This is a genomic window from Shewanella sp. SW24, assembly GCF_025653395.1.
Taxonomy (GTDB): domain Bacteria; phylum Pseudomonadota; class Gammaproteobacteria; order Enterobacterales; family Shewanellaceae; genus Shewanella; species Shewanella oncorhynchi.
In genome coordinates, this window is record NZ_JAKKSH010000018.1 from 27029 (window position 1) to 44454 (window position 17426).

At 46.1% G+C, this 17426-nt stretch carries 12 protein-coding genes; 7 read left to right on the top strand and 5 right to left on the bottom strand.

Annotation, left to right across the window (positions count from 1 at the left end; translation table 11 throughout):
- Positions 1–89 precede the first annotated feature (89 nt).
- Complete coding sequence (locus tag L5M17_RS15095) at positions 90–2666, bottom strand: TonB-dependent receptor plug domain-containing protein (protein ID WP_263148391.1); 2577 nt, start codon at positions 2664–2666, stop codon at positions 90–92.
- A 368-nt stretch (positions 2667–3034) separates the two neighbouring features.
- Here L5M17_RS15095 and L5M17_RS15100 point away from each other — a divergent pair, with 368 nt between their 5' ends.
- The 3 genes from L5M17_RS15100 (at position 3035) to L5M17_RS15110 (ending at position 8264) form a co-directional block, all read left to right on the top strand.
- Positions 3035–4495 (top strand): sigma-54 interaction domain-containing protein, encoded by a 1461-nt coding sequence (locus L5M17_RS15100; RefSeq protein WP_105250005.1) that lies wholly within the window; start codon positions 3035–3037, stop codon positions 4493–4495.
- A gap of 172 nt (positions 4496–4667) precedes the next feature.
- Positions 4668–6140 (top strand): cytochrome c oxidase accessory protein CcoG, encoded by a 1473-nt coding sequence (ccoG, locus tag L5M17_RS15105; RefSeq protein WP_263148343.1) that lies wholly within the window; start codon positions 4668–4670, stop codon positions 6138–6140.
- A gap of 522 nt (positions 6141–6662) precedes the next feature.
- Complete coding sequence (locus L5M17_RS15110; protein ID WP_263148345.1) at positions 6663–8264, top strand: AMP-binding protein; 1602 nt, start codon at positions 6663–6665, stop codon at positions 8262–8264.
- Positions 8265–8388: 124 nt separating this feature from the next.
- On the opposite strand, the gene L5M17_RS15115 is transcribed toward L5M17_RS15110, so the two are convergent.
- The 4 genes from L5M17_RS15115 to L5M17_RS15130 form a co-directional block, all read right to left on the bottom strand.
- A complete protein-coding gene (locus tag L5M17_RS15115) occupies positions 8389–10293 on the bottom strand; it encodes an ABC transporter transmembrane domain-containing protein (protein WP_263148347.1) in 1905 nt (634 codons plus the stop codon).
- A gap of 218 nt (positions 10294–10511) precedes the next feature.
- Complete coding sequence (gene hutZ, locus L5M17_RS15120; RefSeq protein ID WP_263148349.1) at positions 10512–11069, bottom strand: heme utilization protein HutZ; 558 nt, start codon at positions 11067–11069, stop codon at positions 10512–10514.
- A gap of 37 nt (positions 11070–11106) precedes the next feature.
- Positions 11107–11688 carry a heme utilization cystosolic carrier protein HutX gene (gene hutX, locus L5M17_RS15125; protein ID WP_263148351.1) on the bottom strand — a complete coding sequence of 194 codons (582 nt, stop codon included), beginning with the start codon at positions 11686–11688 and terminating at the stop codon, positions 11107–11109.
- 35 nt (positions 11689–11723) lie between these two features.
- Positions 11724–13814, bottom strand: coding sequence for a TonB-dependent hemoglobin/transferrin/lactoferrin family receptor (locus L5M17_RS15130; protein WP_263148352.1), 2091 nt, complete (start codon positions 13812–13814; stop codon positions 11724–11726).
- A 305-nt stretch (positions 13815–14119) separates the two neighbouring features.
- Between L5M17_RS15130 and L5M17_RS15135 the strand changes: the two genes are divergently transcribed.
- From L5M17_RS15135 to L5M17_RS15150, 4 genes are all read left to right on the top strand, one after another.
- Positions 14120–14992, top strand: a complete 873-nt coding sequence (locus L5M17_RS15135) for an energy transducer TonB (RefSeq protein WP_263148353.1) — start codon at positions 14120–14122, stop codon at positions 14990–14992.
- Between the two features lie 137 nt (positions 14993–15129).
- The gene (locus tag L5M17_RS15140) at positions 15130–15885 is read left to right on the top strand and encodes a MotA/TolQ/ExbB proton channel family protein (protein ID WP_106649665.1); all 756 of its coding nucleotides are present in this window, start codon (positions 15130–15132) and stop codon (positions 15883–15885) included.
- The gene (locus L5M17_RS15145) at positions 15882–16319 is read left to right on the top strand and encodes an ExbD/TolR family protein (RefSeq protein WP_168824988.1); all 438 of its coding nucleotides are present in this window, start codon (positions 15882–15884) and stop codon (positions 16317–16319) included. The genes L5M17_RS15140 and L5M17_RS15145 overlap by 4 nt, the downstream gene beginning before the upstream one ends.
- 190 nt (positions 16320–16509) lie before the next feature.
- Positions 16510–17394, top strand: coding sequence for an ABC transporter substrate-binding protein (locus L5M17_RS15150; RefSeq protein ID WP_411568943.1), 885 nt, complete (start codon positions 16510–16512; stop codon positions 17392–17394).
- The last annotated feature ends 32 nt before the right edge of the window (positions 17395–17426 follow it).

Here is a 17426-nt window from a genome sequence, read left to right on the forward strand (position 1 = left end):
CAGCCTTTTTGCTTACTTCACTTCTATTTATAAAAGCCAAATTTCTTGAAAGGTGGGTTAGAAATCGCTTCTATAAATTGGCTTACTCATTAAAAACGGTAATTCACTCGACCATAGTAGAAACCGCCGTTGTAATCGAATGGCCCACTTTCATAATAAACGCCACCGAGTTCACCCAAGGTCCCTTCTTTCAGCTTTTGCGCTTCTTGATCAAATAGATTATTAGCCCCCACCGCCAGCGTTAAACCATCAAGTAATTGATAGCTCATTTCAAGATCGACGGTCACCGCAGCATCAGCCATTTCAGAGCCCCAATCAGAGGTATCGTCAGCATGAGTCGCATAGTACTCGCCAAAATAGTTACCACGCAGTAACAGGGTTAACTTGTCCCATGACTGTGCCCAAGTTAAGGTGGCACGATGTGCGGGGATACCATCTTCTAAACGGCGAACCTTGCCTTCATCAGTGGTTTCGGGATCGTATTTATCAACGCTGGTATCGGTCCAACCATAAGCAAGACTGAACTTAGCATTACCCGATAGGATTTCCGCATCATAGGAAGCGACGATATCGATACCTTGAGTCGTAGTATCAAAGTCATTGGTGTAATAGCTCACGCCTTGGATCAACTCAGGGAACTCAACGCCAGCTGCACGTAGCGCATCATAATCTTTAGCTTCAACATCAATCTTACTCGACTGCGCAATACGGTCCTCTACGCCAATGTTGTAGTAATCGACAGTTAAGAAGAAGCTTTCGTACTCATATACAGCCCCAATCGCATAACTAATCGACTCTTCTGGCTTTAACACTTCACCACCGTAAAATGCCGCAAGCGGATCGGTTGGAGGGGCGATAAAGGTCTGGATCAATTCACCATCGATGATCGATGTCTGGGTATTCACCACGTTTTCTTGGCCAACCGTTGGCGCACGAAAGCCAGTGCTGTGTGAGGCGCGGAACGACAATTCATCCGTTGCAGAATACTGCAACGTCAATTTGTAATTTAACGTATCACCAAAGGTTGAGAAGTCTTCGTAACGCAGTGCTAAACCGAGTAACCAGTCATCACTTAAATAAGCTTCTAAATCCGTATAAATACCGATATTGTGGCGAGAGTTTTTACCCGCAGATTCTGGGCCAAAGCCTTTAAAACCGTGCGCACCAATGTTGAAACCTTGGTTAGCATAAGGGCCAGCAATCCACGAGGCTTCATCACCTTGAGAAATCTCAAACGACTCATTTCGCCATTCAAAACCAGAAGCAAAACTAATGTCTTCAATGCCTCCTAAGGTTATGAAGCGCGAGAAATCGAGGTTAACGGTAGTTTCAACTTGCTCATAAGCTCCCGTATCAAAATCCGTCGGGGTATCTAATCCCAGTGATGGATTCAACGAATTTTTAAGACCAAAACTGGCTTTGTTCGCCCCCGTACCAGCACTGAAATCATAATTCCATTCACCGATATCGCCTTTTACACCTGCGAAGAAGGACATATCTTCAATGGTGCCAGTGAACTGCGGCGTATAGCCACCTGGAAATATCTGGTTCATAGCAAAGCAATTTGGGTCGGCAACCATCGCCTTGTATGCATCAGTGTCGAGTACGTTGCCGTCACTTCCATCAGCATTTTTAGGGATAGGTACGAGTCCACATGTTGATGGATCACCATTTACAGCGCCCACAAGTAAATTCTGGCCACCATCATTGGAATACACGTTGCTACGATTTTGTGGGTAACGATAATAGAAGCCCCCCACGGCATCACGGGAAGACAGATTACCAAAGGCATAGGCGTGCATGTTGGCATTAATGTCTAAACCTGAGTTGATGAACACTGAATAGTCATCATTAATCTCAGGATTACCCCACACTTGTGCGGGGTCATTAATCGCGGTATTACCCTGCTCGGCTAAGTTAGCCGCATCAGGACGCTGCACACTACGGCTAGTGGAGTCAGCATTTTTATACTGGAAGCTCAAATTGACGAAGCCATTTTCAGTCACAGGTAAACCGACATCACCTTCGACCGTAGTTGTAGCACCATCACCCTCGTAATATTCTCCTTGGGTCACAGTGATGGAACCACCCTCGGAATTATCTTTTAAAACAAAGTTCATGACTCCGGCAATCGCATCCGATCCATACTGCGCAGCAGCACCGTCGCGCAACACTTCAACTTGCTTTAATGCAGAACCAGGAATAACTGAGATATCAGGACCTTGAGCGCCATCGTTAATACCACCACCTTGGAACGCAATCACAGATGCACGGTGACGACGCTTACCGTTGACTAGCACTAGCGTACTGTCTGATGGCAAACCCCGTAAATTAACGGGACGAACTAAGGTTGCTGCATCACTGATCGGTTGAGCGCGTGAGTTAAACGATGGCACCGAAGTCACTAACATATCAATCATGTCAGTCGAACCATTCTTTTTAAGGTCGTCACTACTAATAATATCAATAGGAACGGGGGAATCGCCGATTGAGCGTGGCGCAGCACGGGACCCTACAACTGCAATTTTTTCAACGTTCTCATTTTTAACAGCCGTCTCATCTTCTTCTGCTATTGCCTGCGGACTGATTAAACTACCAGACAAGGCTAGAGTAATCGCCAAACTCACTGCACTTAATCCAAACTTCTGCTTCTTTGAGGTCATCATATTCATCCCAACTGCTTATTATTTTTAGAATACCTGACCTGCTTTGTGCGATTCTCGTCCCTAAACCTTGCTACCACGGCCAACACAAATTACATTGCGCAAACATTTTTATAACATAAATTAAACAATATCCAATGTTAAATCAGACTTTTGAATGAATATTAGTCATTTATCTTTTATATCAATTTCTTAGATGAAAATATTTTTTAGAGTATGGCACCAAGTAAAATGTACTCGAACGGCAAAAAGTGTGAGCAGAAAAATCACCAAAGAAAAAATGCTTAAAGGGCATAATAAAAAACACGATATATCGCGTCACAGTACTTAAGGTATACTCAGAAAATACCGCCAAAACCAGAGTAAGACAGATGACCAATAAGATTTCAGTCAATAATGAAAAATCGATAGATAAGCATTTCTTACCGGAAAACCAGTTACTGCTCAACGCTGTCGGCGAAGGTATTTATGGATTTGATTTAAGCGGTAATGCGGTGTTTATCAATCCGGCAGCCGAACGCATGACGGGTTGGAAGAATGAAGAGCTACTCGGTAAAAACATCCATAACTGCCATCATCACAGTCATGCAGATGGCAGTCATTATCCCCAAGAGGATTGTCCAATTTACAACACCTTAAAGGATGGGATCACCCGAGAAATCACCCACGATGTATTTTGGCGTAAAGATGGCAGTAGCTTCCCCGTTCATTACAGTTCCACCCCTGTTTACCGTGACAATCAACTGATTGGCGTAGTCGCGATATTTCGCGACATTAGTATTCAAAAACAAACAGAGCAGTCATTACGCCAAGCACTAGCCCAAGTACAAGCGCTCTCGGAGCGACTCGCCTCTGAAAATCATTATCTACAGGCAGAGCTGGCAGATAAAACGGGTGATGTGGATATTTCGGGTGCTAGTACAGTGATCCGCCATATGATCCAGCAATTGCACATGGTGGCCAATACCGACAGTACTGTGCTCATTTGTGGTGAAAATGGCACAGGAAAAGAACTCGTTGCCCGTAACTTACATCAGCTCAGTCGCCGCAAAGATAAACCCATGATCAGTGTCAACTGTGCCGCCTTTTCGGCATCTTTACTAGAAAGTGAACTCTTTGGCCACGAGAAGGGGGCATTTACTGGCGCCACAAGCCGCCGTAAAGGTCGCTTCGAACTTGCTCATCAAGGCACACTGTTCCTCGACGAAGTCGCTGAACTCAGTTTAGAAGCCCAATCAAAACTACTGCGAGTCATCCAAGAACAATCCTTTGAACGTCTCGGTGGCAGCGAAACCATTCAAGTGGATATTCGCTTAGTCGCCGCCAGTCACCACGATTTACTCAAGCGAGTCGAACAGGGATTATTTAGGATGGATCTCTATTACCGTTTGAATGTATTCCCTATTCAAGTACCACCACTGCGCGCAAGAATCGAAGATATTCCCGAACTCGTCAGCCATATTCTGCACAACTTGAATCGTAAGCTAGGTAAAAAAATCCGTGGAGTGAGCCAAAAGGGGCTACAAAAACTCATGGCTTATACTTGGCCCGGCAATGTGCGCGAACTGCAAAATATCCTCGAACGCGAAGCCATTCTATCCCAAGGAGATATTCTGCAGATCCACGCTATGCCGAGCAATAATCCCTTAGCTCAAACCCAAGGGCAAACCTTAGCAGAAGCGGAAGCGCTGCATATAGAACAAACCCTTAAGCGCTTAAACTGGCGCATATCCGGCCCACTCGGCGCAGCGAATGTCCTCGGTGTGCCCGCAAGTACACTGAGATCGCGAATGAAAAAACTGGGGATCCAGCGTCAATCGAGTGAAATCTAATTCAAAACGAGCACACTAAAAACGCGATATATCGCCAATGTGTGATATATCGTGATCTTTATCTGGCTTTAATCACAAAATAACCATATATATCATAAGGTTGAATCATTCAAAACTTGGCCTAGCGCTTGCTATAGGGAGGCGAATCTTATTTAAGCCGTTAGGACCCTTTATGCCCAAGAGCGAAGTTACCCCAAATTCTCCAAGTGTAAATAAGAGTGTGGGCGCGAAACCTGCCTCAGTAGAGCTACACATTCCGGTTAAAAACCTCTCTACTGAAACCGCAGCAAAGAGTAGTCTCCCCTCTGGCAATATCCATTTCCGTGAGCAAAAAGGTGATTTTCAGCGCCTGCGAACCATGATGAATAGCCTATTGATCGTGATGTTTTTCGCCCTGCCGTTTATCTCTATTGATGGCCGCCAAGCAATACTGTTAGATATCAGCCAACAACAGTTTTTTTTCTTTGGTATCACGCTCTGGCCACAGGACTTTACCTTGCTGGCATGGATTTTTATCGCTGCCGCCTTCGGTCTGTTTTTCATTACCGTATTTTGGGGCCGTGTTTGGTGCGGTTACCTTTGCCCACAAACGGCGTGGACCTTTATCTATGTGTGGATAGAAACGCGCATCGAAGGCAGCAGTAATAAACGTAAGCAGCTCGATAAAGCCCCTTGGACTAGCAGTAAAATCGGTAAAAGAAGTGCAAAACACCTACTTTGGGGTCTAACAGCTCTGCTCACTGGCTGTGGTTTTATCGGTTATTTTATTCCCGCCCGTGAACTTTATGTGGACATCTTGACGGGTAATGCCAGCTTCTGGGTGACAAGCTGGGTGTGGTTTTTCGCCATTTGTACTTATCTCAATGCAGGCTGGATGCGCGAGCAAATGTGCTTACATTGCTGCCCCTATTCACGTTTCCAAGCTGTGATGTTCGATGCCAACACTAAAACCGTGACCTATGATGCACAGCGCGGTGAAGCCCGTGGCCCTCGCAAACGTAAACAAGAGAACAATCAAGATAACCATACTTTAGGTGACTGTGTTGACTGTAATTTATGTGTCGAAGTGTGCCCAACAGGGATAGATATTCGTAACGGCTTGCAATATGAGTGCATTAACTGTGGCGCCTGTGTCGATGCCTGTAATGAGACTATGTTGAAGTTCGATTACAAGCAGAATCTTATCGGTTATATGAGTGAAAATGATCTTAAGGGAGTAAATTACTCCTATTGGCGCTCGCCGCGTTTCTTAGGCTACGGTGCAGCGGTCATTATCATGTTTATCGTCATAGGGTTAGACTTAAATAGCCGCAGCGAGATCCAGCTTAACGTGATCCGTGATCGTCAAAGCTTGTACCGTGAAACCTCGGATAATAAAGTTGAAAATACCTATCAGTTGAAGATCCGCAACAAGACGCAAGATACTAAGCAGTATCAACTCGCCGTCGACAGTGAAATGCCCTTTAGCTTGATTGCCGATCCTATTATTACCTTGGCAGCGGGTGAACAAGTCGACTATCCCGTCACTGTATTAGCCGATAAGGATGCTATCCCCTCGGGGCGCAAAATGATCCAATTCTCGGTGACGGATGTTAAACAGCCAACACAACAAGTAAGCCAAGAAACCGGATTCTTCAGTCCTTAGCACTAAGCTTTTAGCGCTTAATATGAGTTACCGTAACATTGGTTATCATCAAATTAACTACCCAATCGGCGCTTGAGGAATCAACTCAAGCGCCGGTTAAAGGCAGAAATTCATCCCCAAATGACAACCTGATCTTTAACGTCTCATACATCGGAATCAAACCTTAAACACCTACAAAGCTGAAAATTTCCCCGTTAAACGGCGCATAGACAAAGCAAATTGAGCACATTCAATCTTAATCCTTAGAAACATAACGGTTACAAATTTTAAATTGTCTTTCCTTCAACTCTTATTTAGGTTTTGTGGTTCATTAGATAACTAAGCTTCTAAGATAACTAAGCTATAGTTAAGCACTCAGCTTTAGAGTAAAAATACTATTTGTTACATAAAGATACCGTTATTGGCATAAAGATGTTTTTCGCGATAAGCATTGACCTCTGGTGCTAACACCCTCTAATCTAAACACCTGTTTAACTCCAAAATAATAACAACTAATAAACATCATCTTTGAGGTAGTTCAGCATGGCATACGATCAAGACTCTCAACTCAAACTAAACTACTCATCACTGGTCGATCTGATCGAGAAAACCAGCTTGCGTTACGGTGATAAACCCGCCTATGCCTGTCTCGGTAAAACCAGCAGTTTTAACGAGATAGAACGCGATTCTCGTTACTTTGCCGCCTATTTACAAAATAAGACCACACTCAAACCTGGCGATCGCATCGCCATTCAATTGCCTAATATCACCCAATTTGTCATCGCGGCCTACGGCGCAATCAGGGCTGGGCTTATTTTAGTTAACACTAATCCCCTATATACCGAGCGTGAGCTCATCCATCAGTTCAATGATTCTGGTGCCAAAGCGATCGTGGTTTTATCCGATCTATTACCGACCTTAGCCAAAGTCATCGACAGCACCAAAATAGAATATGTCATTTCAACCCACCCATTAGATTTGATCGATCCGCACGTACAGCCTAAGACAGGCCTGAAGAATGTGGAGTTTTGCCAAATTTTAAAACAAGGCGCAGAACTCCCCTTTAGCCGATTTATCTCAAATCTCGACGACCTCTCGGCGTTGCAATATACGGGCGGCACCACTGGATTATCTAAAGGTGCCATGTTGACCCACGGCAATATGCTCGCTAATGCGGCGCAGGTAAAATCCCGCATCGCGAGCGTGATCACCGAAGGGGAAGATATCTTCGTTGCACCGCTACCGATTTACCATATTTATGCGTTTATGGTGAACTTAGTGCTGTATTTCGAGTGTGGCGGCTGCTCGGTATTAATTCCAAATCCACGGGATATTAGCGGCTTAATTAAGACACTCGCCAAATATCCCTTCACTGGATTTGCAGGACTCAATACTCTGTTTGTCGCCCTATGCCATCAACCTGAGTTTAAAGCACTCGACTTTAGCCATTTAAAAATCACTATCTCGGGCGGCACAGCACTGACGGCCGCGGCGGCCAACATTTGGCAACAGACGACAGGCAACATGATCAGTGAAGGTTATGGGCTATCTGAAACTTCGCCGGTGATTTCACTCAATGCACCCGGTTATCAAAAACTAGGCACAATTGGTAAACCTGTGATTGGCACTGAGGTTAAACTCTTAGATGAAAACGACATTGAAGTGCCCTTAGGTACGGCCGGAGAATTAGCCGCACGCGGCCCACAAGTCATGCGGGGATATTGGAATAATCCGCAGGAAACCGCCAATGCTATGACTCAAGATGGCTTCTTCAAAACTGGGGATATTGCCATAGCAACAGCGGAAGGTTTCCACCAAATAGTTGATCGTAAAAAAGATATGATCATAGTCTCAGGTTTTAATGTCTATCCCAACGAAGTGGAAAACGTCCTAGCGAGCCACCCTAATGTGATCGAATGCGCCGTGGTGGGAGTAAAAGATGAGCACTCGGGCGAAGCGGTTAAAGCCTTTATCGTGCTTAAGGATGATAGCCAAGATCATCAACAGGCTAAAGAGGCCATTCTAACCTATTGCCGCGAGCAGTTAACCGCCTATAAATTGCCAAAAGTGATTGAATTTATGGCGCAATTACCTAAAAGTACCGTAGGCAAAATTCTGCGCCGCGAGCTAAAAGATAAAGCTTAGAGACCGCACTTAAAGTGCCGTACTTAAAGACAAAGCTGAGTAACAGAGCTTAGCAACAAAAGCACAATAAAAGACCCAGTGACCGAGCTTAAGTGTTTAAGCTAGCAACTGGGTTTTATTTTACCTAAATGGTCTCATTCAAGGCGCTGGCATTGGCCTCTTCGGTTAACAATTGCAGACTGGCAAATTCACGATATAACGCATTGGATTGCATCAACTCTTGGTGGCGACCGCAGGCAACAATCTCACCCTTATCAAACACAAAAATCCTATCGGCATTGATTACTGTCGATAGACGGTGAGCAATAATCAAAGTCGTTTTACCCGCCATCAATACATCCAGCGCTTGCTTCACTTTCTGCTCGCTCACCGCATCTAAGGCACTGGTCGCTTCATCGAGTAGCAATATCGGTCTGTCGGCTAAAATCGCCCGCGCAATGGCAATACGTTGTTTTTGTCCACCAGAAAGCCGCACGCCACGCTCGCCTAAATAGGTTTGATAACCTTCAGTAAACTCGCTAATAAACTCGTGGGCACGTGCTGCAATACAGGCATCTATCACTTCTTGTTCGGTGGCATCGACTCGACCATAACGCACGTTTTCAAGTACGCTAGTCGCAAAAATCACCGAGTCCTGCGGCACTAGAGCAAACTGCGACCGCAACTCCTGTGGCAGAAGATTGGCAATATCAATACCTTCCAGTCGAATACTGCCAGCGCTAGGCACATAAAAGCGTTGCAACAACTGGAACAAGGTACTTTTACCTGCGCCACTTGGCCCCACTAAGGCGACCCGCTCACCCGCAGCAATGCTCATATTGAGCTGTTTTAGCACTAAGGCATCATGCTCTGGATAGGCAAAATTGAGCCCTTCAATCATTAACTCGCCACTGACCTTGGCGGGCAAACTCACAGGATGAGTTGCAACGGGAATATCCACTTGTGTTTCAGCCAGTTCGATTAAACGTTCGGCGGCGCCAGAAGCCCGCTGAATTTCGCCTATCACTTCGCTAATGGTCGCCACTGCGCCCGCAACCATCACAGCGTAAAACATAAAGGCAGATAACTCACCGCCCGTCATCTTACCCGCCATCACATCGTGGGCACCGACCCAAGTCACCATAGCAATTGCGGCGATACTTAAAAACATCACGGTTGAGATCAATAAGGCACGGTAACGGATCCGGCCACTGGCCGCAGACATGACATCTTCGACGCGGCGATTGAACAAGCTACGGTCTTTATCTTCATGCCCATAGGCTTGTACCGTATGAATTTCATGAAGTGTTTCATCAACATAAGCGCCGAGATCAGCAACCCTATCTTGGCTTTCCCGTGCTAACACACGTACTTTGCGACCAAAAAAGATCACCGGCCCTAACACTAAGGGCACCGCCAACAACACCAGCAATGTCATCTTAACGCTAGTGATACCCATCATGACTAAACCACCAAGAACAGTTACGCTAGAGCGCAGCGCCATGGAAAGACTTGAACCCACCACAGTTTGTAGCAAAGTAGAATCGGCGGTAAAACGGGAGATCACTTCGCCGGTGCGTACCTTAGCATAAAAGGCGGGAGAGAGTTTAAGCAGTTGATTGTAAACCGTTAGACGAATATCGGCGCTGACCCGCTCGCCAAGCCAAGTCATCAAATAGAAGCGGCAAAACACCGCTGTGCCACTGACGGCGGTAATTCCGAGCACTAACAGTATGATTTCATTCAGCCGCTGCGCATTATCCCTTACAAAGCCTTCATCGACCATCAAGCGCACACCTTGGCCCAATGATAACCAAGCGAGCGACCCTATCATCAAGCAGATAATCGCCGCGACAACTTTCAGTTTGTAGGGTTTAAGAAAACCCATAATCCAAGGCAATACCGATCTTTGCTGCGCCGAGGTCAGTTTGGCCTTTGATGTATCAGCGCTTGATGTGGGCGTGACTGGAATTAACTTTTCGGGCAATGGCTCAGCCCCCGCTTTAATGGGTTCAGATGATTTGGCTAGTTCGGCTGTCGGCTCGGTCACGGGTGGCATCCTTGAGGTAGGTAGGGCAATTCAAATATAACATCAGCATGAATGGGATCATCTGCAGCCGTTAACCGCGCAGCATGACTTAAAGCATATAAGTGAGATGCTAACTCTTGCAGTAGAATTCAAGGGCTGTGTGGTTTTACTCAAAAGAAAAGCATAAAAGAAACCCGCAGCGAGTGCGGGTTTGTTTTATTACAATAGCTTGACGCGGCTTAAGCGACTTGCTTGTTTTCCGGCGTTTTTGGCGTTCCGTGGTGGCCATCGCGCTTCCAATCCACATCTAACAACTCTGCGCCGCTCAGGCTAAATGCTTGGCCAAAACCTTTCACATAAAGACCCTGATGGGGCGCGAGCTTGTATAAGTTAAAATCGGTTAACGCCGCAAGGTTATCGGACATTTCGCCAAAACGTGCCGATAATACACTAACACCTTTGCTGAAGGCGGGCGTATCGCGGGGCACTGCCTCGGCAATCGCATCGAAGGTTAAACGCTTGCGGGCAAAAACCGATTTGGCCGCAGTTTCATCTTCAACTAACATCACAGAGACCTTAGATGAGTGCTTTAAATTATGACCGTGACGGGCTAAGTCACTTACCAAAATATAAAAACCATCATCTGCCAGTGCGAAGGGCGCATAGCTCGCATTCGGCTGGCCATCTGTACCAATGGTGGCTAGTTGTAAGGTCTCGCGCTGCTGTTTAAAGGCTTCGATTTCGGGTAAGAGTTTGTCTCTTAAACGTTGTTCTTGTTCGGTAATTTCAGGCTTCATTTGCTGTTTTCCTTAATACTTTTGTTAATGCTGCAATTCAGAGGTGTGATTGCACCGAGGCAAAGGCTGTCGCGAGCGCTTTAAATTGGCGAACTTGCTCAGGAAACAGTGATCTTTGTTTATCACGGCCTAAATACACTTTGAACACCACCTCACCTTCACTGCCGAAAAAGTTAATCGAATGGCTCTCGCTGCCTCTAAAAGGTCTGCTGATCAAGGCGATACCACTCATGTCATCTAATTTGAGATGACCATGCAAACCGTCCCCCTTGCTGTAGAGGTTGTAATAACCGTGGGCGTATTTTCCCTCGGGGAAATCCCCTTTAAATTCAAATACGCTGCCAGATAACATCACAATAGTGGTTAACTTTCCCCATTTGGGTAAGGCTTGCAGTAAGGTATCGAGCTGAGTTAACGGAACAAACACCACTTGTTCGGGCGGCAGCGCTGCAACCACTTCAAGCTCGGCAATGCCTAATTCACTGGCGAGCTGTGCTGGCATTAAATCAGCTTGTTGTTCAAATCGTTGTCGCAATTGCGCCTGTAGCTCACTTAGCTGACGTTGCTCAGAGCTTAAATCTGGCGCGACATCGAGCTCGGTATCGAGTGTCATCTTCATTTTACTGTCTCCAGCGGTAGTGACTATTGAGTGGCTTAGAACATATATCGCGCCGATAACTTCATATTACGACCCGGTTGATACAAGGTTTGCCACGCCTGTTGGTACTTCTCATCACCGATATTTTCGATTGCGAAATCCACTCTCACACCCGCCATCGCGCCCATAGTCGGCTCCCACGCAACATACACATCCCATAGGGTGTAATCGTCGTATTTCGCCACTTTAAAGCCGTCAGGTGTATTCGACTGAGTCGCCACATAAGTGACGCGAGTACCGAGTTTCATGTCGCCTTCCATAATGCCTTGGGATAAATCGACATTGAACTTATTGGCGGGTATATTTTCTATATCATCGCCCGTTTGACGATCTTCGCCATGGGTTTGGCCGTAATTCATCGCTAAACGAGTTTGGCCAATACGGTAACGACCGCTAATTTCAAAACCTGTTAAACGTGCATCTTCAACGTTATTCCATGAGGTCGTTTGCTCGAATCCAGGAATGCCACGCCAAGGATTAGACACTTGCTGCACGATAAAATCGTCCACATCGTTACGGAAAACGTTAAACGTTAGCGCCAGTTCATCATCACCCGCTAACTCACTGAAACGTAAGTCCGCTTTGATTTCTTTATTGCGCGCAGTCTCTGCTTTTAGATCCGAATTCACCGCGAAGGTGTTACATAAACCTTGGGGTAAAAATCCGGGGATTGGCGGGATGCAATAGTGGGTACCGCTGGAGAACATTTCCTCTACCGTAGGTGCGCGGAAGGCTTGATCGTAACGGGCGCTTAAGGTCAGCCAAGGCTGAGTCTGCCACACCAAGCCAAGCGATGGTGATAACTCATTGTCATCTGAGGATAAGTTGAGATTATGGCTGTCATTTTTAAAGCTGTCATAACGCAGACCCGCATCAAGATTTAACGTCTTAGTCAACTCAATATCTGCCCGCGTAAAAGCGCCCCATACTGTGGTTTCGCCATCGATATTCTCTGGACGCTGGCCCACTTGGCCTGAATCATCACGCGTCGTTTCTATGGTATCGCGAAAACCATCGACCCCGTAGGTCAACAGAGTATTGCCTAAACGCGAACTGTTATTAAGGTTAATCCCCACAGTGCGGAACTCAGTACTGTCTTGCTGACCTTTCGTAATACGGTCTTCATCGTAGTCGGTACTGTTCCAATACACTTGCATCTTAGTATCCAGATACGGGTTATTAGCAGGATTGAGACTGTAGTTTAGGGTGAGGTTTTTATCGTCAGTCTTGCGGCGCACCAAAGGCACTGAACTACTCACAGCAGCAGAAGGATTACTCGGTACTAATTCATTGTTTTTGCTGGCTCTTGCTGATAACTCTAACCGTGATGCCTCGTCGGCTTGCCAACCGAATTTAGCTAAACCACTGCTGCCTTGGGATGCACTGTTGTTTAGAGTTTCGTCATTACCGGTTTTTATATTGTTTGAATCGTAATAGGAACCATTGAGTAACCAATCGATGCTGTCTTGTTGACCATAAATAGCGCCACTAGTTTTAGTGCGGGAGCCATTGGTCTCATAACCTTGTTTGAAATAGCCACCAAAGGTCTCGTCTGGTGCTAAAAAATCTTGTGCCGACTTAGTATTCTGCGCTACGACGCCACCGAGGGCACCACTGCCCCACAAGCTACTGGCAGGGCCGCGCAGCACTTCGATGGATTTGAGCAACTCTGGGTCCATAAAGTAGGTACCTCTGTGACCAGAGCTGGTATTTTGTCTTGCGCCGTCAATTGTTTGCAACACACGATCGCCACTTAAACCACGTATTTCAACCCCTTGAGATGAAGCTCTTGGGCCATTGGTCAGCGTAATATTCGCCTCATTTTTAAGGGCATTGGCAACTGATGATGCTTGAGCGACCGTAAGTTGCTCTTCATCAACCACTGCCACGCTACGGCTGGTTTCGGAGGCTTTTTCACTGATGCGTGTTGCACTCACCAATACTTCATCAAATTCAGTCGTGACCAGTTTTTTATTCGCATCCTGTTGAACAACGGGCTTAACACTTTCCTCTGCCGCTAACGTAAAACTTAGGGCCGTACCACTCAGTGCTATCGCCATGGCGATCACTAACGGCTTTTTTTTCATCTCTTCATCCTCAAGTGATATTCAGCTGTTTCCGTACAATTTATTACTGAGCCTAGACTCTCTTTCCAGACGCCAATCCTTTCGAGATTGAGTCTGTTCCAGATCGAGCCCAAGGCAATCAGTACCCATAAAGTAGGATAAATCGTCGGTTTAGCTGCTTTTTTAAGCGCTCATTCGAGCTATTGCAGGCACTCTACCTGAGATAATAAAATAGATCAAATGCAAATCATTATCATTTGCGATCTTGTTTATATTGATATATCTTAATTAGGAAAATGGCTTTCATTGGAAAAAAAGAGGTTGCTGTGACACCAAAACGATATCTTGCCTTTGGCGCGTTAACGGTTGCCATCCAGACGGGTGTTATCGCCTCCCAACCCGCTATGACTATGCAGCCAAGCGCCCAAACATCGAGCGTAAATCAAACATCACTCACTCCCAGCGCGAATACTGTCACCCTTAATTTTTCTACCGCAACTAGCGCTACAAGCAACACGAGTGCAGAGCCCATCAAGCAAACAGACACCAAAGTAGCCACTGTGAGCAGTACAGTGCAAAAAAACAGTACAGCGCAAAAAGTATCAACTGTAGGATCTGTCGATAAGGTGGTTATCCCGAAAACTAAAGCTGATCAACGAATTGACAGCCAAATCGCCAAAAAATCTTCAGCAACAAAACCCACGGCTAACAATCATCCGAATACGGACCCTTTAGTGACGAACGCTTTAGAACCAATTGCTTTAAATCCAAGCGTTTTAGCACATAAGCGACTCGAACAAGTTGAACAACAAACAGAACCCAAAACTGCACAAATGGATTTAATCACTAACGCCGCCGAAGTTGATGCAAAAGCGACCCCAAATGTGGCCAGTGCAACAGCTGACAGTGCCCAAACTAACATAGTGGAATTAGCCAAACCGCTGTTCGCTGCAGCGCCACCGCAACCGACTTATCCAAAGATAGCGCGTAAAAAAGGGCTAGAAGGCACTGCAACCATAGAAGTGATGTTTAACGAACTTGGTGAGCAACTGGCACTGACGTTAGTAAAAAGCTCAGGGTTCAGTCTGTTAGATCAAGCCGCGTTAGATGCAGTTGAAAACTGGCAATTTGCGGCGCCAGCGCAAAGGCTAGCGAGTCATTATAAGGTCAGAGTGCCTATTCGCTTCGCGCTCAACTAACAGGCCCAATGTTGCCACTGAAAAGTTAGCTCGTGGGAAGTTAGCTCGTGGAATGTTAGCCACCGCACAACTAGCCTGATTTTTGTTTTACTAACTTACATATAAAACTACTTTTTTCAATAGATTGGAGAGGCTTAATGCCCGTAACTGATTTTTCAACCCTACAGACTCAGCTTGGCGTGCTGACTTGGCCCTTGTTGTTATGTGCTTTTTTAGCTTTGATGATCTGCCTTGAACGTAGCGCCTTGTTTTTGCATCAAACTTTGCTATCAATCTGGCCCAAAAAACAGGCCTGGGTAAAAGCATTGCGTCAATCAAGCTCAGCGGCAACCACTGAAAACGTCAGCGCGCTGCTAGCGCAAACCAGCGCACAGCAAGATTTACTCGCCCGTGGCGCGACCTTGTTACTCAAACAAGTCCACCAGCCAAAAGTGCTAAGGGAAGAATTACTCAGTCTGTGGCTCAATAAGCAACAACGCGACTTGCAAGCCGGACTCAAGGTTTTACAAGTGATTGGCATCATTAGTCCACTACTCGGTTTGCTCGGCACAGTATTGGGACTCATCGAAATGTTTGCCCAACTCGGGCAATCACAAGGCCCCGTCACTCCAGCACAACTCAGTGCTGGACTGGGCCTTGCGATGAACACCACTGCTGCCGGACTCATGATCGCCGTGCCAGCCATTACCGCCGCCCATCTTTTTGGGATCTGGGCTCAAGGCCAATGCCTGCGCGCTGGGCATGTGCTCAATCAACTCAATCTCTGGTTAGCGGGTATCGAAGATATTTCAATTGATGCCAATCATTACCATGCATTCACCCGAGTCAGTAAAACCAGCGTCGAGCAAAAATTGGCATCCAAGCCCCATTCTCAAATTGAGCCACAGACATGATAAGTGCAGATAAATCATTCTTATCGCAGGCTGGCATTGCTTCGCCTGAGCAACTTCCGAGCCTAGATTTAACCGCGTTAATCGACATTATTTTTATCGTGCTGGTGTTTTTACTACTGACGGCAAATAGCCAATTATTGAGTTTGCCGGTAGATGTGCCACAAAGCCCAAGCTCAGCTATCACGGCAATCGACAACAAACAAACAATTGCCATCAATATCATGGCAACAGCGCCTTATTGGGCTATTGATGGCAAAGAGTTTGATGACTTAGCCACTTTTACCACTGAATTTACTGCACATTTTCAGACTATGCCGAAGGCGACGGTTGTCATTGCCGCCGACAAAGCCGCGCCAGTGGAACCTTTGATGCAACTGCTTGCACTGTTGCAGACGCAGTCCATCAGTCAGACACAAATTTTGATGGAGCATTAGCGTATCCGAACCAGCCATTTAAATGAGAAAGCAAAAGTCTGATATCAAAAAACGGCATCTAAGCCTGTCGCGAACAAGTTGTATTAGGAGTTTAACCATGTTGTTTCAAGCAACTAAAATACCAGTAAAAAAAGGTTCCAGAGTTCAGCGTTATCAACATAAGCGCACATATAAGACATTAAAAAATTTGATGTTTTTCACATCAGCACTTACGGCCTTACTATCCTCAAGCGTTTTTAGCGCTGAACTGAGTGCCGAGCCAGAGATAAGACTCGTGAGTGCGGGTACAGGAGTCACAGAGCTCGTGCTCGCCCTCGACGCAGGCAATGAGCTAGTTGCCATCGACTCCACCAGCTATGTGCCTGAAAGTTTGAGCCATGTGGCTAAGCTTGGTTATCACAGAATGCTCTCCGCCGAAGGCATTATTGCCCTCTCCCCTACGCTGGTTGTCGGTTCAGATGTGATGGGACCTGAAACCACACTAAAGGTATTAAAACAGGCGAATATCCAAGTCGTGCAATTACCCGCAACAAATGATGAACCACAACTGATGAACAATGTGGATACCTTAGGTCACTTACTCAATCGCCAAGAACATGCGGTTAAATTAAAACAAGATTTACATCAACAACTGCAAAGCTTAGCGGGTAAAAAACAACAAGTGCGCGATGCGGGCTCTCTGCCAAAAATTCTCTTCATGCTATTACAAGAAGGCCGCGGTGCACGGGTTGGCGGTAAAGGCACAGCCGCTGATACTATTATCGAGCTGTCTGGGGCACAAAATATCGCCGAGTTTGATGGCTACAAAAGCATGTCTCAAGAAGGGATTCTGTCCTTGCAGCCCGACATTATTTTGCTGTCAAAGCGTAGCGATAAACCCACAGATCAAACTAATACACAAATTGCTCAAGAACTGTTGAAAGAGATGCCACTACTCGCCCATACCCCAGCAGGTGAAAACGGCCATATTCAAACACTAGCACCGCAAGCCCTTCTCGGTGGTTTAGGTATCAGTGCCATAGGCGCCGCGGATACGCTCGCCAGCACATTGCTCAAGCAAAACCATTCACAATGAGTACAGTTAGCACTAATTAACCTCATATAAAA

Bases quoted from the DNA above. Each gene is read 5' to 3' on its own strand.
- hutZ (WP_263148349.1), bottom strand. From the start codon at position 11,069: ATGAAGCCTGAAATTACCGAACAAGAACAACGTTTAAGAGACAAACTC.
- ccoG (WP_263148343.1), top strand. From the start codon at position 4,668: ATGCCCAAGAGCGAAGTTACCCCAAATTCTCCAAGTGTAAATAAGAGT.
- L5M17_RS15145 (WP_168824988.1), top strand. From the start codon at position 15,882: ATGATAAGTGCAGATAAATCATTCTTATCGCAGGCTGGCATTGCTTCG.
- L5M17_RS15150 (WP_411568943.1), top strand. From the start codon at position 16,510: ATGTTTTTCACATCAGCACTTACGGCCTTACTATCCTCAAGCGTTTTT.
- L5M17_RS15110 (WP_263148345.1), top strand. From the start codon at position 6,663: ATGGCATACGATCAAGACTCTCAACTCAAACTAAACTACTCATCACTG.
- L5M17_RS15095 (WP_263148391.1), bottom strand. From the start codon at position 2,666: ATGATGACCTCAAAGAAGCAGAAGTTTGGATTAAGTGCAGTGAGTTTG.
- hutX (WP_263148351.1), bottom strand. From the start codon at position 11,688: ATGAAGATGACACTCGATACCGAGCTCGATGTCGCGCCAGATTTAAGC.
- L5M17_RS15100 (WP_105250005.1), top strand. From the start codon at position 3,035: ATGACCAATAAGATTTCAGTCAATAATGAAAAATCGATAGATAAGCAT.
- L5M17_RS15130 (WP_263148352.1), bottom strand. From the start codon at position 13,814: ATGAAAAAAAAGCCGTTAGTGATCGCCATGGCGATAGCACTGAGTGGT.
- L5M17_RS15140 (WP_106649665.1), top strand. From the start codon at position 15,130: ATGCCCGTAACTGATTTTTCAACCCTACAGACTCAGCTTGGCGTGCTG.